Origin of the sequence: Alistipes sp., assembly GCF_048465575.1 — a bacterium.
Taxonomy (GTDB): domain Bacteria; phylum Bacteroidota; class Bacteroidia; order Bacteroidales; family Rikenellaceae; genus Alistipes.
Window position 1 is genome coordinate 73,654 of record NZ_DBFWLG010000018.1, and the last position, 25,102, is coordinate 98,755.

Annotated in this window: 26 protein-coding genes; 2 read left to right on the forward strand and 24 right to left on the reverse strand. The window is 59.0% G+C overall.

The window, feature by feature from the left end; all coding sequences use genetic code 11:
* Position 1: 1 nt before the first annotated feature.
* Both ACMQ11_RS05710 and ACMQ11_RS05715 read left to right on the forward strand, forming a co-directional pair.
* Complete coding sequence (locus ACMQ11_RS05710; protein ID WP_418991803.1) at positions 2-1,324, forward strand: DUF4302 domain-containing protein; 1,323 nt, start codon at positions 2-4, stop codon at positions 1,322-1,324.
* A 14-nt stretch (positions 1,325-1,338) separates the two neighbouring features.
* A complete protein-coding gene (locus ACMQ11_RS05715) occupies positions 1,339-2,667 on the forward strand; it encodes a BACON domain-containing protein (RefSeq protein ID WP_418991804.1) in 1,329 nt (442 codons plus the stop codon).
* Positions 2,668-2,844: 177 nt separating this feature from the next.
* On the opposite strand, the gene ACMQ11_RS05720 is transcribed toward ACMQ11_RS05715, so the two are convergent.
* The 24 genes from ACMQ11_RS05720 to rpsH all read right to left on the reverse strand — a co-directional run bounded on the left by ACMQ11_RS05720 (position 2,845) and on the right by rpsH (position 25,096).
* The gene (locus ACMQ11_RS05720; RefSeq protein WP_418991805.1) at positions 2,845-4,263 is read right to left on the reverse strand and encodes an MFS transporter; all 1,419 of its coding nucleotides are present in this window, start codon (positions 4,261-4,263) and stop codon (positions 2,845-2,847) included.
* Positions 4,264-4,318: 55 nt separating this feature from the next.
* Positions 4,319-5,002, reverse strand: coding sequence for a hypothetical protein (locus ACMQ11_RS05725; RefSeq protein WP_418991806.1), 684 nt, complete (start codon positions 5,000-5,002; stop codon positions 4,319-4,321).
* 6 nt (positions 5,003-5,008) lie between these two features.
* Entirely contained in the window at positions 5,009-6,580 is a 1,572-nt protein-coding gene (locus ACMQ11_RS05730) for a BACON domain-containing protein (RefSeq protein WP_418991807.1), read from the reverse strand.
* A 24-nt stretch (positions 6,581-6,604) separates the two neighbouring features.
* On the reverse strand, positions 6,605-8,551 hold the full coding sequence (locus ACMQ11_RS05735) for a calcineurin-like phosphoesterase C-terminal domain-containing protein (protein ID WP_418991808.1): 1,947 nt from the start codon (positions 8,549-8,551) through the stop codon (positions 6,605-6,607).
* On the reverse strand, positions 8,548-9,033 hold the full coding sequence (locus ACMQ11_RS05740) for a BACON domain-containing protein (protein ID WP_418991809.1): 486 nt from the start codon (positions 9,031-9,033) through the stop codon (positions 8,548-8,550). Before ACMQ11_RS05740 ends, ACMQ11_RS05735 begins: the two co-directional genes overlap by 4 nt.
* Positions 9,034-9,054: 21 nt before the next feature.
* Complete coding sequence (locus ACMQ11_RS05745) at positions 9,055-10,575, reverse strand: SusD/RagB family nutrient-binding outer membrane lipoprotein (RefSeq protein ID WP_418991810.1); 1,521 nt, start codon at positions 10,573-10,575, stop codon at positions 9,055-9,057.
* A gap of 1 nt (position 10,576) precedes the next feature.
* The gene (locus tag ACMQ11_RS05750) at positions 10,577-14,161 is read right to left on the reverse strand and encodes a SusC/RagA family TonB-linked outer membrane protein (protein ID WP_418991811.1); all 3,585 of its coding nucleotides are present in this window, start codon (positions 14,159-14,161) and stop codon (positions 10,577-10,579) included.
* Positions 14,162-14,308: 147 nt separating this feature from the next.
* Complete coding sequence (locus ACMQ11_RS05755) at positions 14,309-15,499, reverse strand: FecR family protein (protein ID WP_418991812.1); 1,191 nt, start codon at positions 15,497-15,499, stop codon at positions 14,309-14,311.
* A gap of 45 nt (positions 15,500-15,544) precedes the next feature.
* On the reverse strand, positions 15,545-16,189 hold the full coding sequence (locus ACMQ11_RS05760; RefSeq protein WP_418991813.1) for an RNA polymerase sigma factor: 645 nt from the start codon (positions 16,187-16,189) through the stop codon (positions 15,545-15,547).
* 596 nt (positions 16,190-16,785) lie between these two features.
* A complete protein-coding gene (gene rplQ, locus ACMQ11_RS05765) occupies positions 16,786-17,379 on the reverse strand; it encodes a 50S ribosomal protein L17 (RefSeq protein WP_418991814.1) in 594 nt (197 codons plus the stop codon).
* 2 nt (positions 17,380-17,381) lie between these two features.
* On the reverse strand, positions 17,382-18,374 hold the full coding sequence (locus ACMQ11_RS05770) for a DNA-directed RNA polymerase subunit alpha (protein WP_418991815.1): 993 nt from the start codon (positions 18,372-18,374) through the stop codon (positions 17,382-17,384).
* A 21-nt stretch (positions 18,375-18,395) separates the two neighbouring features.
* Positions 18,396-19,004, reverse strand: coding sequence for a 30S ribosomal protein S4 (gene rpsD / locus ACMQ11_RS05775; protein WP_418991816.1), 609 nt, complete (start codon positions 19,002-19,004; stop codon positions 18,396-18,398).
* Between the two features lie 48 nt (positions 19,005-19,052).
* Positions 19,053-19,442 carry a 30S ribosomal protein S11 gene (gene rpsK / locus ACMQ11_RS05780; RefSeq protein ID WP_418991817.1) on the reverse strand — a complete coding sequence of 130 codons (390 nt, stop codon included), beginning with the start codon at positions 19,440-19,442 and terminating at the stop codon, positions 19,053-19,055.
* 13 nt (positions 19,443-19,455) lie between these two features.
* Positions 19,456-19,836: a 30S ribosomal protein S13 gene (gene rpsM / locus ACMQ11_RS05785; RefSeq protein ID WP_418991818.1), complete on the reverse strand. Its 381-nt coding sequence runs from the start codon at positions 19,834-19,836 to the stop codon at positions 19,456-19,458.
* Between the two features lie 37 nt (positions 19,837-19,873).
* The gene (gene ykgO, locus ACMQ11_RS05790) at positions 19,874-19,990 is read right to left on the reverse strand and encodes a type B 50S ribosomal protein L36 (RefSeq protein WP_010262443.1); all 117 of its coding nucleotides are present in this window, start codon (positions 19,988-19,990) and stop codon (positions 19,874-19,876) included.
* Between the two features lie 19 nt (positions 19,991-20,009).
* Positions 20,010-20,228, reverse strand: coding sequence for a translation initiation factor IF-1 (infA, locus tag ACMQ11_RS05795; protein ID WP_009597667.1), 219 nt, complete (start codon positions 20,226-20,228; stop codon positions 20,010-20,012).
* 6 nt (positions 20,229-20,234) lie between these two features.
* On the reverse strand, positions 20,235-21,011 hold the full coding sequence (gene map, locus ACMQ11_RS05800; protein WP_418991819.1) for a type I methionyl aminopeptidase: 777 nt from the start codon (positions 21,009-21,011) through the stop codon (positions 20,235-20,237).
* Positions 21,012-21,041: 30 nt separating this feature from the next.
* On the reverse strand, positions 21,042-22,418 hold the full coding sequence (gene secY, locus ACMQ11_RS05805; RefSeq protein WP_418991820.1) for a preprotein translocase subunit SecY: 1,377 nt from the start codon (positions 22,416-22,418) through the stop codon (positions 21,042-21,044).
* Positions 22,419-22,442: 24 nt separating this feature from the next.
* On the reverse strand, positions 22,443-22,889 hold the full coding sequence (rplO, locus tag ACMQ11_RS05810; protein WP_418991821.1) for a 50S ribosomal protein L15: 447 nt from the start codon (positions 22,887-22,889) through the stop codon (positions 22,443-22,445).
* 26 nt (positions 22,890-22,915) lie between these two features.
* On the reverse strand, positions 22,916-23,164 hold the full coding sequence (gene rpmD, locus ACMQ11_RS05815; RefSeq protein ID WP_418991822.1) for a 50S ribosomal protein L30: 249 nt from the start codon (positions 23,162-23,164) through the stop codon (positions 22,916-22,918).
* A gap of 13 nt (positions 23,165-23,177) precedes the next feature.
* A complete protein-coding gene (rpsE, locus tag ACMQ11_RS05820; protein WP_418991823.1) occupies positions 23,178-23,696 on the reverse strand; it encodes a 30S ribosomal protein S5 in 519 nt (172 codons plus the stop codon).
* Between the two features lie 6 nt (positions 23,697-23,702).
* Positions 23,703-24,065, reverse strand: coding sequence for a 50S ribosomal protein L18 (gene rplR / locus ACMQ11_RS05825; RefSeq protein WP_418991824.1), 363 nt, complete (start codon positions 24,063-24,065; stop codon positions 23,703-23,705).
* 17 nt (positions 24,066-24,082) lie between these two features.
* On the reverse strand, positions 24,083-24,670 hold the full coding sequence (gene rplF, locus ACMQ11_RS05830) for a 50S ribosomal protein L6 (protein ID WP_418991825.1): 588 nt from the start codon (positions 24,668-24,670) through the stop codon (positions 24,083-24,085).
* Positions 24,671-24,697: 27 nt separating this feature from the next.
* Positions 24,698-25,096 carry a 30S ribosomal protein S8 gene (gene rpsH, locus ACMQ11_RS05835; RefSeq protein ID WP_418991829.1) on the reverse strand — a complete coding sequence of 133 codons (399 nt, stop codon included), beginning with the start codon at positions 25,094-25,096 and terminating at the stop codon, positions 24,698-24,700.
* Positions 25,097-25,102: the final 6 nt, after the last annotated feature.

The following is a 25,102-nucleotide window of genomic DNA, read 5'->3' on the forward strand; positions in this document are numbered from 1 at the left end:
TATGAAAAAGATAATCCTTATATCGCTCATCGCTTGCGGGCTCGGCCTGAGCTCGTGCGTCAACGAGGTGGAGGAGGTATTCGACAACCCGGCCTCGCAACGCTTGGAGGAGCGGATGAATGAGTGCAAAAACCTGCTCACCTCCGCCCAACACGGCTGGATGATCCAGTATTTCCCTTCCCCGGAACAGAGCTACGGGGGCAGCACCTATGCCGCCAAGTTCGACGCCTCGGGTAACGTAACCGTGGCCGGCGAGATCGCGCTGCTGCTCTCGGACGAGGTCACCGAAACTGTTACCAGCCACTATTCGATCAACTCCTCATCGAGCGTGGTGCTTTCGTTCGACACCTACAACAAGTACATCCACTACTGGTCCGATCCGGATGAATGGTACACCAACCGCTTCGAAGGGGAGTTCGAATTCGCCTATGTCTCGGGTGACAAGAACCGGCTGATCTTCCGGGGCATCAAGACGGACAACAAAGTCGTCTTCACGGCACTCGACAAGGACATCGTCGCCAGCGCACGGAAGACCGCCGCAGTCGAGGTCGCCGTTGCCGACGGGCTCTATCTGGGCTATCGTTGCAGCGTGGAGGGGACCGACACGGGAATCGTGCTCTACGACGACGATGTTTTCAACCTGTTGACCTACTACCCCGACGGCGACCAGTCGGGCGAATACATCGACTACCCCTACGCTTACACCGAGGAGGGTATCAGCTTCTACGAACCGGTGACGATGGAGGGCATAACGGTACAAAATTTCAAGTGGGAGAACGAAACGTTCGTCTCGACCGACGCCGTGGATGCCGCCGGAAAGACGGTCCACGTTACGCTGGCGGCATTCCGCAACTCCGATTTCATGCATTTCGACCATTTCATCGGCAATTACTCCCTGTCGGTCAACGGAGTGCCGACGCCGGTGACGCTCGCCCGGACTCCGCAAAGCGTAACCTACAAGAACCGGAGCCTCGTGCTGCACGGTCTGGGGGATTACGACCTGAATCTGACCTACTCCAAGTCCGACGGTTCGCTCTCGCTGACTACGCAGTTCTTGGGCATGAGCGGCAATCTTTTCGTCTGGCTGTGCCCCTGGGATGCCGCCGAAGGATACTTGACATGGAACACTGGAATCGGTTTTAAAATAATCCACAACGGCGATCCGGACAATCTGGTTTTGACATTCCAGGACAACGGCGTCTGGGGTTCCTATCAGGTGAACAGCATCATTTACGGAACGTTCTCCGAGTACAAGGCAGATGGTGAGACGCGAGTCGGCAACATAGACCGGTTTGCTTATCTCGAAACCATGACCAAACAGTAAAAAAACGATTAGCTATGAAAAAATACATCAATCTGTTGATGGCCGTCTGCACCCTCGCTTTCGCGGGGTGCAACGACGACGACGATCCGACGGCCGCCGCACTGGAGATCGTGGAGTCCGAGATCGGATTCGATGCTGCGGGCGGTAACGGAAAAATCACCCTCCGCACCTCGGCGAGCACCGTCCAGGCCGTATCCGACAAAGGTTGGCTCACCATCTCCAAAGCCACCCCCGAAAGCGTGACCTACTCGCTGGTCGCCAATTCCGACGCGCTTCAGCGTGCGGCCAACATCACCGTCACGGCAGGGGGCGTAAGCCGGGTCGTAACCATCCTCCAGAGCGGAGCCATGTTCGATATCAGCTCGGACCCCGTAGCGATCAGCCCCTCGGGAGAGACCCCGTCCTACATCGCTTACGACACCTCGCTGGCAACCATGCCCGAGGTTACCGTACCGTCGGACGCCAAATGGCTGAAAGCAAGCGTCGAGGAGGGGCGGATCAAGCTCGAGGCCGACCTCAACTACACGGGGGCCCGCAACACGGTCATCAAGATCGTGCAGGGTTGGAAACCGGTGGAGATTCCCATCACGCAGGAGATGGTCGACCTGGTCGATACCAAGCAGATCGCCCGCGACCGGGAAGCAGCGGACATCGTGGTCACGCCGACCGAATACCTGGCCATGGCGTCCGCAACCTGGGATGTTCAGACCGCCTACGACTGGATTACATTGAGTAAGGAGGCGGACAAATTTACGGTAACACTTACGGAAAACACCTCGGGCGCCCTGCGCCGCGGAACGGTCAAAGTCGTCTCGGGCGAGGGAACGGAACTCTTCACGATTCCCGTAAGCCAGAAGATTTACAGCTACGAATTCTTCATCGGCAACTGGACGATGGTCTATAATAACAACAAAAAAGCCGCCGCCGTGACCCTTACTGCCAATGAAGATCGAACTGGTTATATCATGTCCGGTCTGGCCTTGGATATGGAACTCGGTTACGTCGATTCGGGCAGCGCGCCCAAACTGACCTGGGTCATGCAATACCTCGGCTCGGCCAATGCCTCAACACACTATTTCCTCTGTCCGTGGTATCTGGCTGGAGAAGGCAATTTCACCTGGCTGGCCGGTGCCGGAGCGGATCTGATTTACAGCATGGATGAAACTAACCAAGTTCTCGTTCTGAAAGACAACGGCGTGGGTGCAGCATCCGACGTGATTACCGATTCGTTTCTTATCGCGGTTTTCAACACTTTCCCGCCTTCGAGCGGCGGATACGTAAGTGCTCCTGTTCAATACCCTTATATCTCCGGCTTCGCCCGCACCCCGGACGAAGGGGAATAGTGAAAACCTGAAAAAGGACTTGCATTTCCTACCATAAGCGAAAACTCCTTGAGATGCACGTCTTCGAGAGGATAACCGGCACGGGTTATCCTCTCTTTTTCGGGTTCGATGCAAAGAGCGACCCCCGGCCACAGTTGTGGCCGGGGGTCACGTTTTAAGGAAGCGCATGCACACTGCTCAGGAGTCCGTTGCAGGCTGCGCGCCGCCCGTTCTGAGCCAGATCAGCAGCACCAAAAGGAACGACAGCACGGAGGACGCGATCCAGAAGAGCGATGCGACGTGAAAATCGTAGCTCACGCCGCCCTCCGAAACGAGTTTACCGGCTTCGATCAGACGCCCGCTCACAATGTCCTGCAATCCGGCGCCCACGTAGCTGGCCATGCCGACGATGCCCAGCGCCGCCCCGGAGGCCTCGCGCGGCACGATGTCGATGGCCATCAATCCCCCGAGGAAGCTGATCAGCACGCCGATCGCCACGCCGAAGATCACCATGCCAGCGACATGGACCGCAACGCCGTTTCCTCCGTAGAGAAACAGCACGAGGCCCAATGTGTTGCATACCCCGAACAGAAAAGCGAGCATTCCGCGGCGACCGTGGAAGAGTTTGTCCGAAAGCCAGCCCGAAAAGACCGTTCCGACGATACCCAACAGCGCATTGACCGAGATGATCTGCGTGGCCGCCGCAAGCGAAAACCCTTTCTCTTCCTGGAGAAAGAGCACGCCCCAGCCGTTGACCGCATAGCGGCTCACGTACATGAACGCACTGGCCAGCGCCAGCACCCAGACCCACGGATTGCGCACCACGGCCCGCTGCACCCGGGCGGTCGCCTCCGCATCGGTCGGACCGCCCTGTGCGGACTGCTCGCCGGTCAGTTCGCCGGTCAGTTCGCCGATCGGAGGCAGCCCCTTGCTTTCGGGCGTGTCGTGCATCAGACAGAGGATCGCCACCACGCCTGCAAGACCCGCGACCGAGGAGCCGATGAAGCCCCACTGCCACCCGGCAAGCCCCACGACCAGCCCGACGAAGAGGAACGAAAGGAACTCCCCGACGTTGTGGCTGGCACTGAAAAATCCGTAGTAGGTTCCGCGCTTCGAAAGAGGGTACCATCGGGAGAGGGCGATGATGGCCGGAGGCGCCCCCATCGACTGGCTCCAGCCGTTCACGCCCCACAGCACCACGAAGCAGACCAGCAGCGCGCCCGTTCCGATCCGCCCCGCACCGTTTGCGAACCCCAGGAGCCCGACGGCCAGGTTGGCGGCCGTGGAGAGCGCCAGCCCGGCAGCCATGAACCGCCGGATGTTGCTGTAATCGGAGAGAAAGCCGTTGACGAACTTGCCGACGGCATAGGCCAGCAACAGGGCCGAACCAATCATGCCCAGTTGCGTGGCGTCGAGCGCCCCGCTTTCGAGAATCGGCTTCTTGACCACGTTGAGACTCGTCCGGCAGACATAGTAGAGGCTATATCCGAGCGTTCCGGCCAGAAAACTCTGGAACCGCAGTTTGCGGTAGAGTTTCCGGCACGCCTCGGGACCGCCCCCGAAAGGGGTGGCGGAGGGAGCGCTCCGACTAAAGAATGCAATGATTCGTTCGAACATCATTTTTTTGTGCTTGCAACCGGCCCCGGCAGAACCGGGGCCGGTTTCGTTATTGTCACTTGGCCTTTTCGACTTTGAACCGGTCGAAGAAGAAGCGGCTGGGTCCCGCCTCGCGGTTGATATTGCCCGACTTGACGCGGATGCGCGTCCGGGAGGTGGCGCCGCGCACGACGACTGCAAAATTCTTCCACTTGTTGTAGTTCTCGACCGTCAGCTCCAGTTCGGTATTTCCCAGATCGTCGAAAACGCCGTCCCCGAGAATTTCCACCACGATGGGGTTCCGGTCGCGTCGGCCGTTGGCGCTGCGGAAGATCGCCAGGTCGAACGAGACGCGCACGTCGGCTTTCGTTCCCGGCGCGATGCCGTACCGGGGCGGAAGCATCGGAAAGGCGGAGTTGTCGAAATCGTTGAATTTCGGTGAGATGATGTCCCCCGCATCGCCTCCGCGACCCACCTGGAAATAGCCCAGGCGGACGTAGAGGTAGCGGTTGGAGGTGATCCACCCCGATGCTTTCATCAGGGGCTTCAACGACTCCGGGAGCCCGTCGACGCGGGGACCGACCTTTCCGAACGAGCCGTTCATGTGGTCCTCGCCGCCGAACCGGGCGTTCACCCAGTTGAACCGATCCTCGAAATAGACGAACCCGGTCTTTCGGCCGTCGTAGGGCAGCTGAGCGGTTTGCTGCGCCCGCGCACCCGCCGCGAGCAGCAGGGCGCATAGTACGATCCAATTCTTCATAACCGTTTACTCTTCCAGATTATATGTTTTCTCGATCCGCAGGTTGTCGAAATGGTGCCGGGCACCTTTCTCGACGCTGAATTTCAGACGTGTCTCGGCGCTGGCGTCGAAGACCGTCACCGCGTAGTTCTTCCACGCGTTGTAGCTGTCCACCTCCACGACAACCGACTTGCTCCCGGGGTCGCGGCTGCCGACGGTGCCCTGATCGAGCACCTCGATCCGCAGCACCGCATTGTCCTCGACACCCGTAGCCGAAACGAACGTCGAGGCGTCGAACGATACCCTGAGGTTGACGCGCTTGCCGATCGGAATCCCGGCACGCTCCGAGAGGGCCGGATTCTCGGGCTTGTAACGGTTCAGACGGGGCGATACGATATCGGCCTCGCCGCCGGCGCTGCCCATCTGGAAATAGCCGTCGCACAGGTAGATCGCGTTTTTGGTCTGGTGTGCCCAACCCGACGGCTGCCAGAAATCGGTAACGGTCCACGGGTAGACGCCCTGGTCGCTGCCCGTGCGGTCGTAGCGCGGTCCGGTCGAGGCGATGCGGCCCTCGGCTTGGAAGATCCCGATGAAATCGACCAGCGGAGCGGCTTTGGGCTGGGCGAAATCGGGGGTAATCCAGTCGAACCGCTCCTCATAGTAGAGCCAACCCTCGGGCCGGTTGTCGTCGTACAGGTTGTCGAAATCCAGTTCCACGCCCCCGCCGTCGGGATTCTCGGCCAGCGCGATGTCGTCGATGCGGAAGCGGGCCGAGGTGCTCAGCGATTTCCAGCGCAGGTAGAGGAACTGGGTCTTCTGCTTGAAGCGGATGTTCAGATCGGTCCGGCACCAGCCGGGCGTCTGCTCCCGCTCGAAAGGCACGTCGAGCCAGTTGTCGCCGTCGCGGCTGACCGAGAGGGCGAATTCGTCCGCCAGGAAAGCCGGTCCGTCGCTCATCGAGGCGAACGAGAGGGTGAAATCCTGCTGCCACTTGAGATCGACGGACTCGACGCGCACCTCGGCCGACTCCTCGCCCAGCAGGAGGTTGTTGCCCCCGCTCGCGCCGTCGTACCCCGCCGAGGGCGACTCCCCGTCGACCGAGGCGCGTTCACCCGCAATGCGCGTCCGGTAGGAGCCCGTGCCCGAGACGGCGAATGCCCCGAACGATTCGACGGGCACCTCCCTGGCCGCCTCGCCGTCGAGGTCCAGGCGGAAGAAATCGAGCCGTTCGTCACCCGCGCGCTGCACCACCTCGATGCGCTCCTGCACGCCCTCGTAGGTTTCGAGCACGAGCGTGGCGCGGCGTTCGGTCCCCTCGTTGGGCGAGGCGGTCAGCGCGATCGCCGTCTTGCCGAAGCCGCCCATCCGGTCGGCTGCAAGCCACTCGCCTTGCTGCTGGAGGGCCATCTGCCAGTAGACGTTGCTCTCGACCTCGACGAGGCCCTGCTCCCCGAGGGGCGTCCAGCCGAGTTTGTTCAGCGTGACGGTTTGCCGGTCGGCCACGACACTCGGTGCTTCCCGGACGGGCTCCTCCTCGGAGCACGCGGCGGCAAAGAGGGCGGCGGAGAGCAACCACATTCCTATCTTTTTCGGTTTCATCTGTTCTTTCATTTTAAAGGTTCGTTACTCCATCTCGGTGCTGAATGCTTTCGGCCGCTCGACGGTCTCGGTATAAACATTTCCGAACCGGTCCCGCACGGTAACTACGACCGGTGCGGTCGCGGTTCGGGCCCGGATGCGGAACATGTGGGGGTTGAGCACCGTCATCCAGCCGCCTATGGCCTCGCCTGCATCCACGCGCGGAATGTCGAACACAAGGGTGTGCAGCGGATCGCGTTCGAAGACACGTTCGACGAAGAGGGCCTGCCCCTCTTCCTCGGCCGAAACGGTCCATTTGCCGTCGTAGTTCCAGACGTTGACCAGCAGCTCGTTCTCCCCGTACGCGGCGTAGTCGTTGCCATCGCCGCGTCCCGCGTAGCGGGCCACCTTGACCATCACCTCGGGCCGGGCGAAGAAACGCCGGACGACGTTCATGTCGTAGACCCGAAACTGCTTCGTGTGCGGCTTGCCGATGGGTTTGAAGTGCCAGCGCAGGCTCCGGCCCTCGAACCGATAAACCCCGTAGCCCGTGGGAGTGCCGTCGGCGCAGAGCCCCACGCCCGAGAGTTTGCCCGGCCACCAGAATGTGCCGCAGACCGAGGCGGTGTTGTGCTCCGTAAGGTTCGGCGCCAGCGTCATGGTGGTGTTGTAGTGCGTGTGTCCGCTCAGAATGTGAACGTTGCGGAACCCCTCGAAGCACTCCATCAGGCGCGAGGAGGGATTCTCCCGGCTGAATGCGGGCGTCGGAACGAATGCTTCGTTGAAATCGGTATGCGTATGGGCGTGGGTCACGACCACGATCGGCGTATCCTTATCCCCGACCGCCTCCAGATCGGTGCGCAGCCACTCCAGTTGGCGGTCCGTCACGCCCGCCCGGTAACGCCGGTCGCCGAGCACGCCGTCGGATGCGCCCTTGTTCTGGTAGATGATGTCGTCGAGGAACACGTAGTGGACGCGGCCCAGATTGGCCGAGTAAAAGGTCGGACCCAGCAGCTTTTTGTACGTGCTCTCGCCGCCGAAATCGCCCGGCAGGCAGCCGTCGTTGTCGTGATTGCCCATGACGTGGAACAGCAGGGTCGGATAGTCCTCCGCCGTAATGTCGGCGATGTACCGGGGGATGTCGTACCCGTGCGAGTACCAGAAGCGGTCCCACGTGAAATCACCCAGCACCAGCGTGTAGACCCTCAGCGACGGATCGGCGGCGACCAGGGCGCGCACGTCGGCGAGAAATCCGGCGCGAAACTGCTTCACGTCGTCCGTGGCGCCGCGTCCGCCGAGGTGGAAATCGGCCGCAGCAATCACCAGGTGGCGGTCGTTGTCGACCTTTCGCAACTCAAAGTCGTGCCGCTCGGGCACCCCGGGCTCGCGGGTCAGCGAGGTCCAGAAGCCGGGCACCACACGGCTTCCTCCGGCCGGTTCATAGCCTGAGGGAAGCGTCACGAAGACGTAGCCGTGCTCCTTTTCAGAGGGGAGGTAGTAACGCCCGCGGGTATCGGTCACGGCGGTCGCCACGCCGTCGGAGACAAGCACGTTCGCCAGCGGCTCGCCCCCGCACCACACCACGCCGCGCAGGGTCATCCCCGCGCGCTCGGGCACCTCGAACGGAGCGCCCGCGCGCACCGTCGTCGAACCCAATCGTTGCGTGCGGCTATCGCGGCGGATCGAGACCTCGTAGGTCCCGCTGACGATCTCCGCGGGCAGGGTGAACGTCGCCCGCGTGGGGGTTACGTCGTGCAGGACGATCCGGAAATCGTTTTCGGCAGAGCGGAACGCGAGTTCATCCTCATCGCGCATACCCCGCCCCGTGACGGTCACCGTGCGGCTTTCGCAGAGTTCCAGCACCGGTGCGATTTCGAACTGGCTCACCAGCTCCGGGGTCTCTTCGGCACCCTCTTTTTCAGCCCCGCCGCAGCCGGAGAACCCGCCCAGCAGGGAGCAAAATATCAGCAGCAAATTCATACGGCGTCTCATCGGTTAGCGTTTTTGGCCTGCATTGGGGTCTCGGCTCCGGTTGCGGCGACCCCGGCCTGTTGCGTGACGCGGATCGTCCGCAGCTCTCGGCCTCCCGCACGGATTTGGAGCTGCGTTTCGCGCTCCGCAGCCGTCTCGTTGGGCAGGATGCGGACATAGAAGCGGCCGTCGCGGCTCCCCGCTCCGGGCCATATCTCGACCCAGACACGATCTTCCTCCGAGGTGGGTTCGACCGTCCAGTAGTTCAAGTCGGAGTAGATGTAAAATGCCTTGATCGCGCCCGAGCGGTTGTTTTCCCACACGTAATCGTCTGCAAGCGGCACGTCGGTCTTGCTGTTGTCGTCCCCGTAAAGGGTTTCGCCCAGCGTGAAACGGGCACCGTCGCCGCTCCCCTCGTCCGCATCGTCGCACGAAAAGGCGCTTCCGGCCAGCAGGATCATCCCCAGAAACGGGATGAGGTTTTTCAATAAATTTCGGTTCATGATTCGTTTCGGTTTCATCGGTTAATCGATCCGGGAGGCTTCGAGGCTCCACCAGACGGGAGCGCGCATGTTGTCCTCTGCGTTGTACCGCTCCCGGAGCCGTTCGACGGCTTTCGCATAGTTTTCGGGGTTGGTTGTGCGCGTAGCGGTCGGATAGGAGAGCCGCGTGGGCAGCGTGTAAGCGTTGGCCGCAGTGGCCGACCCGATTCGGAGCACGGGGAATCCCGTCCGGCGGTAGTCGTTCCACGGCTCGTAGCCGACGAAGAATTGGGCGATGAATTTCTGCGTCAGAATCTTCGACAATTCGCCGTCGTAGTAGCCGTACGAGTTGATATAGGCGTCAATCCGGGCATCGGTGATCTCCTTTCGGTCGGGGTCGATGCTCTCCCAGTAGCGGATCGAGGCCCGGATCGCGTCGGCGTGACAGGCGGCCACGTCCTCCTCGGTGCCGGGAACGAACCCCCGCTTGATGGCCTCGGCCCGGATGAAGAGCACCTCGTCGTATTTCATCAGCGAGAAAGGCGAATCGTACTGCCCCAGCACCTTGCGGTTGAGCCGCGAAATATTTGTCCCGTCAACGTCCTGAAGCGACTCGCCGCTGACCTGTCCTTTCCAGTCCGACGAGCTGTTGCATTTCTCGTACATCAGCGGCAGCCGCGGATCGTTGCCCGCCGTGAGCAGGTTGATCGTGTACTCGGCCGCATTGTGGCGGAATCCGTTTTCGGTCTGGTTGCCGAATTTGTTGATAAACGGGATGGAGCCCGAGAAAAAGACCGTCGCGTTGTCACCGTTGCTTTCGAAAACGGGATATTTCGCGGGATCGGAGAAGATTTCGGTCAGCTTTTCGGCGATCGCCATCTGCTCGGCCCGGTTGCTCATGCGCATCAGCAGACGCAGGTAGAGCGAATTGTTGAACTTGCGCCATTTCGAAATGTCGCCCCCGTACAGGAGGTCCTGGCCGTTGCGCGTCAGCCCTTTCGAGGGGTCGTAGAGCGTATTGGCCAGTTCGAGGTCGAGGTAGAGCTGGTGGTAGATCTTCTCCTGCGTGTCGAACGCGGGTCTGTACTCGCCGTCGCGCCCCGCGAAAGCCTGGCTGCACGGCACATCGCCGAAAATGTCGGTGGCGTTGGCCATGTAGAGGCATTTCATCGTCAGGGCAATCGCCTTGTAGTTGTTGTAGACCGGATCGGCGTCCTCGGGATCGTACCTGCGGGCCAGGCGGAACATGTGGTCGGCATTCCCGGCCCAGACGAAACAGCTGTTCCAGGCGCTCCCCATGATCCCCGTGCCGATGATATAACGGTGGTACTGGTTGTTCGTCCCCCCTGTGACGGTGTATTGCATCAGGTCGCTCACCAGGTACCATGTGCGGCTTGCGATGTCGTTCGTGCCTCCGTATACGATCTCCTGCAACAGGCCGCCCGGGGTGATGGTCCACAACGGCGCCTCGTTGGGGTTGGTGTTGTACTCCTCGAAATTCGAGGTGCAGGAAAGCGCCGACGCCAGAAGCGTCAGCAGCGTGATGTGTCGAAAGGTTTTCATCTCAGAACGAAAGTTTTACGTTGAGTCCGTAAGTTCGGGTCATGGGGTATGCGCCGGGTTCGACGCCTTTCGAGAGCGAATTGCCGCCGAAAGCCGCCACCTCGGGATCGTAGGCCGGCCACTCCGTCAGGCAGAAGAGGTTGGTAGCCCAGACACCGATCTCGGCCGACTGCAAAAAACGGGTCTTCCGGCAGAGCTTTTCCGGGAGGCGGAAGCTGATCCGGCACTCCTTCATCTTCAGGTAGGAGGTGCTGAACGTGTTGGTCTCTACGTTGTTGCGGTTGTAGACCACCGAGTTGTAATAGTCCACGATGTCGGTGGTGATGCGGGTGTTGGGCTGGTAGGTGCCGTCTTCGTTGAGGTTGACGCCCGGATGTATCAGCCCGTCGTACCGTCCCGGCAGCGAGTTGGTCAGCTTGCCCATGTACGAAAGGCCCATGTTGGTCATCGAATAGGCGTGTCCGCCCCACTGCCCCTGAAAGGTCATCGAGAGCGTCAGGTTGCGGAAACGGATCGACTGCGTAAGACCCGCTTTCCACTTGGGGTAGATGCTTCCGAAATCGTAGAGTTCGTCGTCGCTCGTCAGCACGGGATTGCCGGTCGCCGCATCGACGATGACCTGTCCTGCGCAGTCGACTTTCCGGCCCTCGGCATCGGTGTAATAGGCCCCTGCGGGCGCCCGCTTGTAGCCCGTACCGAAGATATGCCCCAGCTCCATGCCGGGATAGGAGTAGACGAAGACGCGGTTGCCCACCGTGTTGCGGGTGTTGAGCTGCCACATTTCCACCCCCGGAGCCAGTTCGACCAGCTTGTTGCGGTTGGCCGACCAGTTCGCCTGGATGGTCCACCGCCAGTGCTCGGTCTTCACGGGGTCCGCCCTCAGAGCGATCTCGATGCCCTTGTTGGTCACCTTGCCGGCGTTGATGATGCGCGACGAGGCGCCGATGGCGTAATCGCTCGGGACGTTGACGATCTGGTCGGTCGTCGCCGTGGAGTACCACGTGACGTCCAGATTCAGGCGGTTGCGCAGCATCCGGGCCTCGAGGCCCACCTCCCAGCTCTCGACGTTCTCGGGACGGATGTTGTACTCCTGAATCGTGCTCGAAAGTTTGTAGCCCCCGGCGAAATCGCTGTTCGAGTAGACCTGCTCCAGCCGGTAGGGGTCGGTGTCGTTGCCCACGTTGGCCCACGAAGCCCGCACCTTGAGCATGTCGAGCCACGGGGCGCGGTCGTGCGTTGCGAAGAGTTCGTCCAGGAGGATGCTCGTGTTGACCGAGGGGTAGAAATAGGAGTTGTTCCCCGGAGCGAGCGTGCTCGACCAGTCGTTGCGCCCCGTCAGCTCCAGAAAGACGATCCCGCGCCAGGTGGCCGAGACGAAGCCGTAGAAGCTGTTGATCGAGCGCTTGCGCTTGTAGGGGTTGTGCTGCAACATGCCGTCGCAGTTGCGCAGGCTGTAATACCCCGGTTCGATCAACTTGGCAGCCGTGGTCTGGATATTCCGGAATTCGTTGTACATGTTGTTGCCGCCCACCGACGCCGTGAGCGAGAAATCGTTGAAATACCCTTTCCAGGTCAAGAGGAAATCGTTGTTCATCTCGAATCCGTAGACCTCCTGCTCGCGGTAAAAGCCCTGCATGTAGCCGTTCGAATAGTAGGGTTTGCGCTGGGTGCGGAACTCGGAATTGAGGTCCATGCCCGAACGCAGCGTGAGGGTCAAAATATTGGGGATGAATGCGATTTCGGCGTTGACGTTGCCGTAGACCCGGTCGCGGGCAAAGGTGTTGATATGCTCGTAGAGCTGGAAATAGGGGTTGTCCGACTCGCCGTTGATCAACAGGCTGGTCGAGAGCCCCTGCTCGCGCACGCGGTCGATGATGCCGTGACGGTATTCGCTCTCGTAATCGCGGACGCTGATGGTCGAGGGGGTCCAGATGAGCGAATAGACCGGCGAGGCGGTGTTGTATCCCGACATGGGGAGGTTGTCGCTGTGCTTGCGGAAATAGGTCACCTTGGCTCCCAGCTTGATATGGGGGTTGAGCACGTGGTGCACCGAGACGTAGATGTTCTGGCTGTCGTACCCCGTGTTGGGCAGGATCCAGTCGCTGCGCACGTCGCGGTAGGTGGTGCGGATCGAGGTGCCCTTGCCGTTGTTGCCGTCCAGCGAGATTTGGTTCGTGTAGGTGACGCCCGTCCGGAAGAAACCCTTGTACCAGTCCTGGTAGACATAGGGCAGCAGCGTGTACTCGTCCGTATCCCAGTTGCGAGATCCGTAGAGCATCCGGGGCGAGCCGTCGTAGCGGGCGCCGAACGCATAGCGCGACGTGCGGCGCTTCTTGTCGCCCGCGGTCCAGAAATTATACTCCGGGGGCGTCACCTCCGTGAGACCGGTGGTGCTGCGACGGAAATCGCCCGCGCCGTATTCGGTCTGGAAATCGGGCCAAAACCCCGCCTGCTCGATGGCCACCGAGGAGTTGACCGAGACGCCGAACCCTTTGGACTGCCGGCCGCTCTTGGTGGAGACGATCACCGCGCCGGCGGCAGCACGCGATCCGTAGAGCGCCGTGGCGGCGGGCCCCTTGAGTACGTTGACCGATTCGATGTCGTCGGGATTCAGATCGCTGATCCCGTTCCCGAAATCGATCGGGGCGTCGGCATCGCCGTAGCCGCCGCTGGAGGTGCTGGCCGTCATGGAGCTGCTGATCGGAACGCCGTCCACCACGAAGAGCGCCTCGTTGTTCTGGTGCGTGAGCGACCCCTCGCCGCGCAGCGTGACGCGGATCGAGCCGCCGGGTCCCTGCGACGACTGGTCGAAATTCAGGCCCGCCACCTTGCCGGCCAGGCCCGCGACCCAGTTGTTGTGCGTGGCTGCGGTGAACTCGTCCTGCATCAGGCGGTCGGCGGAGTAACCCAGGGATTTCTCCTCGCGGGTGATTCCCAGCGCCGTCACCACCACGTCGCTGATCTCGATCCCCTCCCGGAGCGTGATCTCGATCCGGCGCTCTTCGTTCTCCCGAAGCCCGTTGAGCGGCACGTTGCGGGATTCGTAACCGATGTAGCGCGCCTCGATGACGGAATTTCCCGCCGGCACGCGGACAATCCGGAAAAGTCCGTTCGCATCCGAGGTCGTGCCCCGGTTGGTCCCCCTCACCACCAGGGTTACGCCCACGAGGGATTTGCCCTGAGCATCTTTCACCACGCCGGTCACCGTGCCGTATCGGGGCTGCGGCGGCCGGGGCGTGTAGAGCATGGCGACCTGATTCCCGTTGACGTTGAAACGATAGCCCTCGGGCAGCATGCGGCCGAGCACTTCGGCCAGCGTCCCGTTTTCGATGTCGATCGTTACCGGCACCGAGAGCGGAATATCCTGTTTGTAGATGAATTTGTAATCGGTCTGGCGCTCGATGGCTTCGAGTGCTTCACGAAGCGGGAGGCTGCGCAGATGGAGCGAGATTTTCGTCTCCGGAACCCCGGACGAAACAGCCGCGGCAGGGTCGGGCAGGAGCAAAATGACGAAAAAGAGCAACCGGACCTTCAAAAAAAGTCGTTTCGGGAAGATACGACTGATAATCAATCGTATTTTTTTCATAACTTTGTCATGATTTTAAGGAGTTTCGGATTCAGTAGTGTGCAAAACGCGAGTGTCTGACCAAATTAAAATCGGCCCGGGTAATATGTGCGGTATTACCCGGCATTTTATTTTGCAGACGTTTGGATTGGTAGCGGGCTGGGGTTTCTACATAGGCGAAAGAGTTTTAGCGGTCAAGAGATAGACGGGTTTTTCCGACTGCGTGCATTCGATGTCGAAAGGTTCGACCATCGCCAGGTTGCGGAGTACCTCCTCCACCCGGTCGCACAGCTCCAGTTTGCCGTCGCAGGTTCTTCGGCCGAGTGCTTCGTCGCAGTGGATCTCGACCCCGTAGTAGCGCCCGATCTTCCCGAACAGGGCGGCCAAATCGCTACGTCCGAGCAGCAGATAGCCCTCTTTCCAAGCGGTAAACGATTCCGTATCGACCGTATCGACCACCGCACCGGCAGCGCTTTCGAGGTAGCGTTGATCGGGCAGGAGTTCTTCCGTGCGGCCCGATGCAGAATGGACCCGCACCCTGCCCTCGACGAGCACCACCTCGGCACGGTCGCTTCCGTAGCCGGAGCTGAGATTGAACTGCGTGCCCAGCACCCGGACCTGTAACTTTTCGGTCGTCACCACGAAAGGCCGCCTTGCATCGTGCGCGACCTCGAAATAGGCTTCGCCGTCGGCATACAACTCCCGTTTGCCGGACCCGAAACGGGCCGGATAGATGAGTTTCGAACCCGGGCCGACCCAAACCCGGGTGCCATCCTCCAGATCGACCACCGTGCGCTTGCCGTAGGGGACGCTGACCCGGATCATCTCGGAGCGAAGTTGCTCCGAGCGGATTCGCTGCCGCTCGTTGACCACCAATCCCCGTTCGTCCTGCCCGACAGTAGCGCGTGCATCGCCGAGCTTGCAAACCTCGCGGTCTCCCACGGCGACCACGATGCTGTCCGAGGGGATGCTCCCAAAGCGGAGCGACGCGGCGATCTGCCGCTCGAAAGCCCGGTCCTGCTCCAGCGACACGTAATATCCGGTAAGGCCGACAAGCAGCACGGCCGCAGCCACGGCCGACCAACGACAGAACACACGAAACCGGCGGTTGCGGAGCGCGCGGCGACGCACCTCGTCCAGGCTTCGGGCGATTCTTTCCCGGGATGGCCCGGGCCCTGCGGGCCGGACCGACCGCAGCAGCACGCAGGCCGTACGGATCTCTCGCGCAGCCTGTGGATGCGCTTGCAGCAGGGCGTCCAACTCGCGCCGGTCGCCCTTCTCGGCAAGCCGGGCGATCCGGACGAACCCATCGTCGGCGAGAAATTCCCGGAACGTGTATTTTCGATTTTGCGTCCGCATGCGCTGCCTTTTTCTATAATATCCCGCAACGCGCGTTTTGTAACCCTATCGGGGCAAAAAAATTCCGTCGAGCAGCAGATTTTTCGAAACAAGGGCTGCAACGAGCAGGAAAAGCGTCGACTCTAACCCCAGCCCGCGCAGTTTGTGGAGCGATTTGGAAAAGAGGTTGCGCGCCACCTGCGGGGTGATGTTCATCACCAGCGAGATGGTCGGGTAGTCCATCTCCTCGATCAGCCGCAGGTAGACGATCTCCCGCTGACGCGGCGAGAGCGCCTCCAGCATCCGTCGCAACTCTTCGCGCAGTTTCTGCGCATCGAACCCGGCCGCAGCCTCTTCGTCGATCGTGCAGGCGAATTCGAACGTCGCACGCGGCGCGGCGGCCTCGAGCGAAAGAAGCCGCACCTTGCGCGCGTAAACCTTGAGCGAAGCGTTTTTGATCGAGCGGAAAAGATAGGGCAGCACGGTAGCCGGATTGCGGATCAGGCCGGGTTTTTCCAACAGGCGGATGAAAATATCCTGAATGGCGTCGTCGGCCTGCAATTCGGAGAGTCCCGAAGCCGTCGCATAGCGGAAAAGCGGAGGATACACCTCGGTGAAAAGCGCTGAGAAAGCCTCCCGGTCCCCGGACACGAACCGAATCCACAGCTCTTTCGCATCGAATTTCGCCTTTTCTTTGTAATAATCGGACATACCCCTCGCCATCAAACGGCAGTAAAGATAGCGAAAAAGTGCATTCTTTTGACCTTTTTTGCGCGTTCTCCCGACCGGAATCCTCGTCCAAAAGGAGTTTTTCGCTGTTGCTTCGGACGATAGCCTGCGAAAGAACAATCCGGAAAAACATGATCCGGCCGAAAAAAGTCCGAATCTGTCCGAGATTTCTACAACGGTTTGTCCGACCGGATTCGCATATTTGACAGGAGAAAACCGCAAATTATATCGAGCGGGAGGGGTTCGTCAGGGATATTTCGTCAGCATAGTTCAGAAGCAGTGCTGCACGAAAAAACTCCGGACGGTCAGTACGAACCATCCGGGGAGCAGTTGCGGTGATGCACGAAAGGATAGGAACCGGGTAACTCCGCTCCAAAACGAGTCAGTTCCGTGCATCGTAATAAAAAACCCGGATGGGTTGTACGGGCGTACTTTCCATCCTGGTTAACAGCACATTTTTTGATTTTTGAGGAGCAGGTTTGTGCTTGAACGCAGCGGAGCGCGGATGGGTAGTACTGACGTACGTCCCATTCGCGCTCTGCAAGAGCAAGTGCAAAGTGCCCTATAAAATCGAAAAATTACATTTTTTTGCCCACATTGGTCTTCTTGGCAACTTTCGGTGCGGCTACCTTGGTAGCGGCTTTCGGAGCCTTGGGAGCAGCGGCTTTGATGGCCGGTGCTTTCTTGGCCTCGCCCTCGACCACAGTAGCGTCTTCGACGGCATCGGTCGTCTTTGCAGCCGGCTTGCGCGAACGGCGCGTCTTGGGTTTAGCCTCCGAAGCGGCGGCGGGAGCGATTCCCAGCGTGTAGGCATCGTTGAAATCAACGAACTCGATGATGCACATGTCGGCAGCGTCGCCCAGACGGAAACCGGTCTTCAGGATGCGGGTATAACCTCCCGGACGCTCGGCGATCTTGGGGGCGACGGTGCGGAACAACTCCGTGACGGCCTCTTTCTGCTTGAGGTACGAGAAAACGATGCGGCGCGAGTGGGTCGTGTCCTCCTTGGACTTGGTGACCAGCGGCTCGACGAACATGCGCAGCGCCTTGGCCTTGGCCAGGGTGGTCTCGATGCGCTTGTGCAGGATGAGCGACGAGGCCATGTTGGACATCAACGCCTTGCGGTGTCCCGCCTGACGGCCGAGGTGGTTGAAATTTTTATTGTGTCTCATAATTAATCTTTGTCAAGTTTGTAGATTGATACGTCCATACCGAACTTCAGGTTCAGGGAGGTCAGGAGCTCGTCGAGCTCCGTCAAAGATTTCTTGCCGAAATTGCGGAATTTCAAGAGATCGTTGCGGTTGAGCTTCACCAGATCGCCCACGGTGTCGACGTCGGCGGCTTTCAGGCAGTTCAGGGCGCGAACGCTCAGATCCTGGTCCGAAAGCTTGGTTTTGAGCAGTTGACGCATGTGCAGCACGTCCTCGTCGAACTCTTCGGTACCGTTCGTATCCTCCATGTTGACGGTGATCTTCTCGTCGGAGAAGAGCATGAAATGCTGGATCAAGATCTTGGCTGCCTCTTTGAGAGCCTCCTTGGGGTGAATCGAACCGTCGGTAGTAATTTCCAAATTCAATTTCTCGTAGTCGGTTTTCTGTTCGACACGATAGTTCTCGATCGAGTACTTCACGTTCTTGATGGGCGTAAAGATCGAGTCGATGGCAAGCGTGCCGAACTCGGTTTCCGCGGGAGTATTCTCCTCGGCGGGCACGTAGCCGCGGCCTTTGCCGATCGTCAGGGTCATCTGCATCTTCGTCCCGGGCGCCAGGTGACAGATCACCAGGTCGGGATTCAGAACCTTGAAGAACGAGAGGTAATTCGAGATATATCCGGCAGTCAGCTCCGTTACACCCGCTACGTTGATGGAGACCTTTTCGGCATCCTGATTATCGACTGTACGGATGAAACGAACCTGCTTGAGATGGAGGATGATGTTCAGCATATCCTCCATCACGCCAGGGATAGCGGCAAACTCGTGGTCGACACCGGCTACCTTGACAGTCGTGATCGCGTAGCCCTCCAGCGAAGAGAGCAGGATACGACGCAAAGCGTTACCGACAGTCATACCGAATCCGGGCTCCAGCGGTCGGAATTCGAACTTTCCGAACGAAGAGGTGGATTCGAGCATGATAACCTTCTCAGGTTTCTGGAATGCTAATATTGCCATAATAAGAATTTGTTTGATTTACTACTTCGAGTACAACTCGACGATGAGCTGCTCCTTGATGTTTTCGGGAATCTCCTCGCGCTCGGGTTTCTGGAGGAACTTGCCGCTCATCGAGGCGTTGTCCCACTCCAACCAGGCGTAGCGGCTCTTCGACGAGCCGGCCAGAGATACCGAAATCACCTCCAGGCTCTTCGATTTCTCACGAACAGACACCACGTCGCCCGCACGCAGCGAGTACGAGGGAATGTTCACCACACTGCCGTTCACGCAGATGTGGCAGTGCGAGACGAGCTGGCGGGCAGCAGCACGCGTCGGGGCGATACCCAAGCGGTAAACCACGTTGTCCAGGCGGCACTCGAGCAGCTTCAGCAGGTTCTCGCCCGTGATGCCGCCCATGCGCGAAGCCTGCTCGTAGGTGCGCGAGAACTGCTTCTCCAACAGTCCGTATGTGTACTTGGCTTTCTGTTTCTCGCTCAACTGCGTGCCGTACTCCGACACTTTTTTGCGCTTGCGCGCCAGACCGTGCTGTCCGGGAGGATAGTTGCGCTTCTCGAGCACCTTATCCGCACCGTAGATAGCTTCGCCGAACTTTCTGGCGATTTTCGATTTAGGTCCTATGTATTTTCCCATTGTCTTGACTTGTTTTAATACGTTGAAAATTCCTTACCTCATGCCCGATTATACGCGGCGGCGGTTAGGAGCACGACAGCCATTGTGCGGCAGCGGCGTCACGTCGATGATCTCCATCACCTCGATGCCTGCGCCGTGGATGGTGCGGACGGCCGATTCGCGGCCTGCGCCCGGACCCTTGACATAGACTTTGACCTTGCGCAGACCCATGTCGTAGGCGACTTTCGCGCAGTCGGCCGAAGCGGTTTGTGCGGCATAGGGAGTATTCTTCTTCGAACCACGGAAACCCATCTTGCCGGCCGAAGACCAGCTGATGACATCGCCCACCTCGTTTGTGAGGGTGATGATTACGTTGTTGAAAGTCGAGTGGACATAGGCATTGCCCACGGCACCGACCTTGACAACCTTTTTCTTAACTGTTCCAGTTTTCTTTGCCATAATTCTCTAAAGATTACTTTGTTGCCTTTTTCTTGTTTGCGACGGTCTTCTTGCGGCCCTTGCGGGTGCGGGCATTGTTCTTGGTCGACTGACCGCGCACGGGAAGACCCAGGCGGTGACGGATGCCGCGGTAGCAGCCGATATCCATCAGGCGCTTGATGTTGAGCTGAACGGCCGAACGGCACTCGCCCTCGACCTTGATACCCAGATCGGCAATGGTCGAACGGATGGCGCCGACCTGGTCGTCCGACCAATCCTGAACTTTGAGATCGTAGCTGATGCCTGCGGTCTCGAGAATCTTGCGAGCCGTCGAACGACCGATCCCGTAGATATAGGTCAGGCCGATCTCGCCCCGCTTGTTTTTTGGTAAATCTACACCGACTATACGTGCCATATAAATTCTTTTTCTTTTTTGACTTGTTTAAAAAACATTACCCTTGGCGCATTTTAAACTTGGGATTCTTCTTGCAGATCACGTAAAGTTTGCCCTTACGTTTCACGATCTTGCAATCCTCGCTTCTCTTCTTGATGGATGCTTTTACTTTCATGGTTTTTCAAGCAATCTGATTATTTGTACCTGAAAGAGATACGCCCCTTGGTCAAATCATAGGGGGTCATCTCCACTTTCACTTTATCTCCGGGAAGAATCTTGATGTAGTGCATGCGCATCTTTCCCGAGATATGGGCCGTGAGCACGTGGCCGTTGTCCAGTTCAACGCGGAACATTGCGTTGGACAGCGCCTCGATGATCGTTCCGTCCCGTTCGATAGCAGCCTGTTTTGCCATAGAGTCTTAGTTGTTAATTGCCTGTTCGATGATACTAAAGTCCGTCAGCACGTCCGGGCCGCCCTTGCGAACCGCCACGGCGAATTCGTAGTGCGCCGCCGGTTTGCGGTCCCGCGTGCGGACTGTCCAGCCATCCCGTTCAAAAACCACCGCCTTGGTCCCCATGTTGATCATGGGTTCGATGCAAATGACCATGCCTTCCTTGAGGAGCGGCCCTCTGCCGCGTGCGCCGTAATTGGGAACACCTGGGTCTTCGTGCATTTTCCGACCCAAACCGTGTCCCTCCAACTCGCGCACTACGCCGAAACCGAAACTTTCGGCGTACTCCTGCACGGCTGCCGACACATCGCCTACGCGATTGCCGGCCTTTGCCTCTGCCGTACCTTTGTAAAGAGCCTCTTTGGTGACCTCCATCAGCTGCCGTACTTCCTCGGCAACCTCTCCCACGGCGAACGTATACGCCGAATCACCAACAAACCCCTTTAGAAACGTACCGCAATCGACCGAAACGATGTCGCCCTCTTTGAGGACGCATTTCGAGGATGGGATACCGTGAACTACCTGTTCGTTTACCGATATACACAACGAAGCGGGAAATCCCTGATACCCGAGGAAAGCGGGAACCGCTCCGTGCGCGCGGATGAAATCCTCGGCAATGCGATCCAACTCCAGCGTCGTGACGCCGGGCGCGATGTGGCGACCCACCTCGGCCAGCGTCTTCGACACCAGGATGTTGTTCTCGCGGAGCAGCTCTATCTCCTCGTCTGTCTTTATAAAGATCATTCTCTTCGCTTAAAACTCTTCGGAAAACTCCTAATGACGCCCCTGGATACGTCCGGTCTTCATCAGACCGTCGTAGTGGCGCATCAACAGGTAGCTCTCTATCTGCTTGAGGGTGTCGAGCACCACGCCGACCATGATCAGCAGCGACGTTCCGCCGTAGAAATAGGCGAAAGCCTGCTGAATGCCCAGGAACTTCATGGCCAGCGCGGGCAGAATCGCCACGATCGCCAGGAAGATCGAACCGGGAAGCGTGATACGCGTCATGATGGTGTCGATGTAGTTCACAGTCTGCTTGCCCGGTTTCACGCCCGGGATAAAGCCGCCGTTTCGCTTCATGTCATCGGCCATCATTTGAGGATTGATGATAATCGCGGTGTAGAAATAGGTGAACGCGACTACCAGCACGGCCAGCGTAAAGTTGTACCAGAAACCGGTCATCGAGCTGAAGGCAGCCGCGAAAGCCGTACCGGTAAAGAGCGCCGGAATGAACATCAGAGCCTGCGCGAAGATGATGGGCATCACGTTCGCAGCATTCATCTTCAGGGGAATGTACTGGCGTACGCCCCCGTACTGTTTGTTTCCGACGATACGCTTGGCATACTGTACAGGCACCTTGCGGACAGCCTGCACCAGGGCGATCGTAGCCATGAAGACAAGGAACAGCAGCACCAGCTCCAGGATCAGCATGATCGCGCTGCCGCTTGCCGTCTGGAAGCGGGCGTTGACCTCGGCCAGCAGGGCGTGCGGGAGGCGCGCCACGATGCCGATCATGATGATCAGGGAGATACCGTTACCGATACCCTTGTCGGTGATCTTCTCGCCCAGCCACATGATGAACATGGTGCCGGCGATGAGGATCGTCGTCGCATAGGCCACGAAGCCGAACGAATTGCCGTAGACGAATGCAGTGGGGACCTGGTGGTAGAGGTTGGCGATAAACGCCGGGCCCTGCAACAGGAGCACGCCGATCGTCAGAAAGCGTGTCCACTGGTTCATCTTGCGGCGGCCGCTCTCACCCTCCTTCTGCATCTTCTGGAAATACGGAATCATCATACCCATCAGCTGGATGATGATCGAGGCGGTGATATACGGCATGACTCCGAGCGCGAAGATCGCGGCGTTACCGAATGCACCGCCCGAGAAGACGTTCAACAGACCCAGCAGTCCGTTGCCCTCCAACTGGCTCGCATACGCCGACCCCTCGCCCAAGGCGTTGGGGTTGATGCCCGGAATCACTACGAAACTGCCCAAGCGGTAGACCAGCAAGAGCCCGATCGTGTAGATCACACGTTTGCGCAACTCCTCGATCTTGTAGATATTCTTGAGCGTTTCTACCACTTTCTTGTTGGTCGCCAAAAGAGCGATTACCACCAAAAAGACGATACCAACAATGAGATACTGATTCATAATTTTTGGGTTATAAGAGGTTCCTTACAGTTTTTCGACGCTGCCTCCGGCTGCCGCGATGGCTGCCTCGGCGCTCTTCGAGAATGCGTGGGCCTTGACGGCGAGCGCTTTCGAGAGCGTACCGTTACCCAGGATCTTCACCTTGTCGTTCGACGAGATGAAACCGGCACCGATGAGCGTCTCAACCGTAACCTCCGTAAGGGCTTTCTTGGCTGCCAGCTCCTCCAGCGTGGAGAGGTTGATCGCCTTGAATTCGACCCGCTTCAGGTTGGTGAAACCGAACTTGGGAAGCCGGCGCTGCAACGGCATCTGGCCGCCTTCGAAGCCCAGCTTGCGCGAGTAACCCGAACGCGACTGCGCACCCTTGTGGCCACGCGTGGCCGTGCCACCGTGCCCCGAACCGGCACCACGGGCGATTCGCTTTTCGTGGTGCGTTGAACCCTTTGCGGGTTTGAGATTATTGAGTTCCATTCTAATAAATCCGTTAGCAGTTAAACTTATTCTGCGGCCTGGGCTTCCGGTTCGGCCGGGGCCTTCGGGGCCTTGGGAGCGGCGGCTTTCTTCTGGGCGACCTCTTCGACCCGCACCAGGTGCTTCACGCGCTCGATCATGCCCTTGATGATTGCCGAATCGTCGTGCTCGACGACAGCGTTGATACGCTTCAGGCCCAGTGCATCGAGGTTGCGGCACTGACGTTCCGTAGCACCGATGCGGCTTCGGGTCTGGGTGATTTTCAATCTTGCCATTTCTTTCGTGGAATTAACCGTTAAACACCTTGTCCATCGTGATTCCCCTCAGACGCGCTACGCTGTGTGCATCGCGCAGCTCGCACAGTGCGCCGATGGTCGCCTTGACCAGGTTGTGGGGGTTCGAGGAACCTTTGCTCTTTGCCAGCACGTTCTTGATACCCAGCGACTCCAAAACGGCACGCATGGCACCGCCCGCGATGATACCCGTACCGGGAGCTGCCGGACGGATCATCACCAGCGAACCGCCGTAACGATACTCCTGTTTGTGGGGAATCGTGCCCTTGATGACGGGAATCTTCACCAGGTTTTTCTTGGCATCCTCCACGCCTTTGGCGATGGCGGCCTGCACCTCCGACGCCTTGCCCAGGCCGTAACCTACCACGCCGTCCTCGTTACCGACGACGACGATGGCCGAGAAACTGAACGTGCGACCGCCCTTGGTTACCTTGGTAACACGCTGAATGCTGACGAGCCGGTCCTTGAGCTCGAGGTCGCTGGTGCGTACTTTCTTTATGTTGGTATTTGCCATGATCGCTTAGAATTTAAGTCCGCCTTCGCGTGCTGCTTCGGCCAGCTGTTTAACTCTTCCGTGATAGAGGTAGCCGTTGCGGTCGAACGCCACCTCGGCGATTCCTTTCGCCACAGCGCGCTCGGCGGCCAGTTTGCCCACCAAGGCGGCGACCTCGGTCTTGTTCTTGCCGGCTGCGGCCTCGGCCACCTCCTTGTCCAGCGAGGATGCCGTAGCCAGGGTTACCCCCTGGAGGTCATCGATAAACTGCACGTAGATCTGCTTGTTGCTACGATATACGGTCATGCGAGGCTGTGCTGCCGTTCCGCTCACGATCTTGCGGATACGCATCTTGATCCTCTCTCTTCTTTCTATCTTGTTCAGTGACATACTTTTCGGTCTATTTACTATTTAGCACCTGCTGATTTGCCCGCCTTGCGACGCAGTTGCTCGCCGACGAACTTGATACCCTTGCCCTTGTACGGCTCCGGTTTGCGCAGCGAGCGGAGCTTGGCAGCCACCTGGCCCACGAGCTGCTTGTCGATCGACTTGAGCGTGACGATGGGGTTGCCTTTCTTCTCGGTGACTGCGGTGGCAGTCACCTCCTTGGGAAGCATGAAATGCGTATCGTGCGAGTAGCCGAGGCTCATCTCGAGCACCTGGCCCTTCATTTCGGCCTTGAAGCCGACGCCCACGAGTTCCTGCTTGATCTCGTAGCCTTTCGACACGCCGACGACCATGTTGTTGATCAGCGCGCGGTACAGCCCGTGCAGCGAACGGTGGCGGGGCTGGTTCGTCGGACGCGATACGAGCACGGCGGGAACCTCGTTCCCGGTGTGGATGTCCTTGTGCGTTGCGACCTCTACCGTAATGTCCGAGTCCACTTTCTGACTCAGCGTCCCGAGTGGCCCTTTCACGCTTACCGTATTGTCGGCCGAGACCTCTACGGTCACGCCGGCGGGCAGGTTTACAGGTAATTTACCAATTCTTGACATGTGTGTTGTTCTTTAGTGATTTTGCGATTAGTAGATGTAGCACAGCACCTCGCCGCCGACACGCTCCTGACGCGCCCGGGCGTCGGTCATGATACCTTTCGACGTGGAGAGGATGGCGATGCCCAGTCCGTTCAGCACGCGCGGCATGTCGTCGCACGAGGTGTACTGACGCAGACCCGGACGGCTCACGCGCTTGAGGTTCTTGATGGCATTGGCCTTGGTGGCCGCATCCCATTTCAACGCGATCTTGATCGACGGGTGACCTTTTTCGTCGGTGTCGAACTTGTAAGCCAGGATGTAGCCCTGCTCGTAAAGAATCTTCGTGATTTCCTGCTTAATTTTGGAGCCAGGAGCTTCAACCACCTTGTGGTTGGCTTTCACTGCGTTTCTAATTCTGGTCAGAAAGTCCGCAATAGGATCAGTCATAACGAA

Bases quoted from the DNA above. Each gene is read 5' to 3' on its own strand.
- rpsE (WP_418991823.1), bottom strand. From the start codon at position 23,696: ATGGCAAATACCAACATAAAGAAAGTACGCACCAGCGACCTCGAGCTC.
- rpmD (WP_418991822.1), bottom strand. From the start codon at position 23,164: ATGGCAAGATTGAAAATCACCCAGACCCGAAGCCGCATCGGTGCTACG.
- rpsM (WP_418991818.1), bottom strand. From the start codon at position 19,836: ATGGCACGTATAGTCGGTGTAGATTTACCAAAAAACAAGCGGGGCGAG.
- rpsK (WP_418991817.1), bottom strand. From the start codon at position 19,442: ATGGCAAAGAAAACTGGAACAGTTAAGAAAAAGGTTGTCAAGGTCGGT.
- ACMQ11_RS05760 (WP_418991813.1), bottom strand. From the start codon at position 16,189: ATGTCCGATTATTACAAAGAAAAGGCGAAATTCGATGCGAAAGAGCTG.
- ACMQ11_RS05755 (WP_418991812.1), bottom strand. From the start codon at position 15,499: ATGCGGACGCAAAATCGAAAATACACGTTCCGGGAATTTCTCGCCGAC.
- rplF (WP_418991825.1), bottom strand. From the start codon at position 24,670: ATGTCAAGAATTGGTAAATTACCTGTAAACCTGCCCGCCGGCGTGACC.
- rplR (WP_418991824.1), bottom strand. From the start codon at position 24,065: ATGTCACTGAACAAGATAGAAAGAAGAGAGAGGATCAAGATGCGTATC.
- map (WP_418991819.1), bottom strand. From the start codon at position 21,011: ATGATCTTTATAAAGACAGACGAGGAGATAGAGCTGCTCCGCGAGAAC.
- ACMQ11_RS05710 (WP_418991803.1), top strand. From the start codon at position 2: ATGAAAAAGATAATCCTTATATCGCTCATCGCTTGCGGGCTCGGCCTG.
- ykgO (WP_010262443.1), bottom strand. From the start codon at position 19,990: ATGAAAGTAAAAGCATCCATCAAGAAGAGAAGCGAGGATTGCAAGATC.
- ACMQ11_RS05715 (WP_418991804.1), top strand. From the start codon at position 1,339: ATGAAAAAATACATCAATCTGTTGATGGCCGTCTGCACCCTCGCTTTC.
- ACMQ11_RS05740 (WP_418991809.1), bottom strand. From the start codon at position 9,033: ATGAACCGAAATTTATTGAAAAACCTCATCCCGTTTCTGGGGATGATC.
- ACMQ11_RS05720 (WP_418991805.1), bottom strand. From the start codon at position 4,263: ATGTTCGAACGAATCATTGCATTCTTTAGTCGGAGCGCTCCCTCCGCC.
- secY (WP_418991820.1), bottom strand. From the start codon at position 22,418: ATGAATCAGTATCTCATTGTTGGTATCGTCTTTTTGGTGGTAATCGCT.
- rpsH (WP_418991829.1), bottom strand. From the start codon at position 25,096: ATGACTGATCCTATTGCGGACTTTCTGACCAGAATTAGAAACGCAGTG.
- rpsD (WP_418991816.1), bottom strand. From the start codon at position 19,004: ATGGGAAAATACATAGGACCTAAATCGAAAATCGCCAGAAAGTTCGGC.
- ACMQ11_RS05735 (WP_418991808.1), bottom strand. From the start codon at position 8,551: ATGAGACGCCGTATGAATTTGCTGCTGATATTTTGCTCCCTGCTGGGC.
- ACMQ11_RS05725 (WP_418991806.1), bottom strand. From the start codon at position 5,002: ATGAAGAATTGGATCGTACTATGCGCCCTGCTGCTCGCGGCGGGTGCG.
- rplQ (WP_418991814.1), bottom strand. From the start codon at position 17,379: ATGAGACACAATAAAAATTTCAACCACCTCGGCCGTCAGGCGGGACAC.
- ACMQ11_RS05730 (WP_418991807.1), bottom strand. From the start codon at position 6,580: ATGAAACCGAAAAAGATAGGAATGTGGTTGCTCTCCGCCGCCCTCTTT.
- ACMQ11_RS05750 (WP_418991811.1), bottom strand. From the start codon at position 14,161: ATGAAAAAAATACGATTGATTATCAGTCGTATCTTCCCGAAACGACTT.
- ACMQ11_RS05770 (WP_418991815.1), bottom strand. From the start codon at position 18,374: ATGGCAATATTAGCATTCCAGAAACCTGAGAAGGTTATCATGCTCGAA.
- ACMQ11_RS05745 (WP_418991810.1), bottom strand. From the start codon at position 10,575: ATGAAAACCTTTCGACACATCACGCTGCTGACGCTTCTGGCGTCGGCG.
- infA (WP_009597667.1), bottom strand. From the start codon at position 20,228: ATGGCAAAACAGGCTGCTATCGAACGGGACGGAACGATCATCGAGGCG.
- rplO (WP_418991821.1), bottom strand. From the start codon at position 22,889: ATGGAACTCAATAATCTCAAACCCGCAAAGGGTTCAACGCACCACGAA.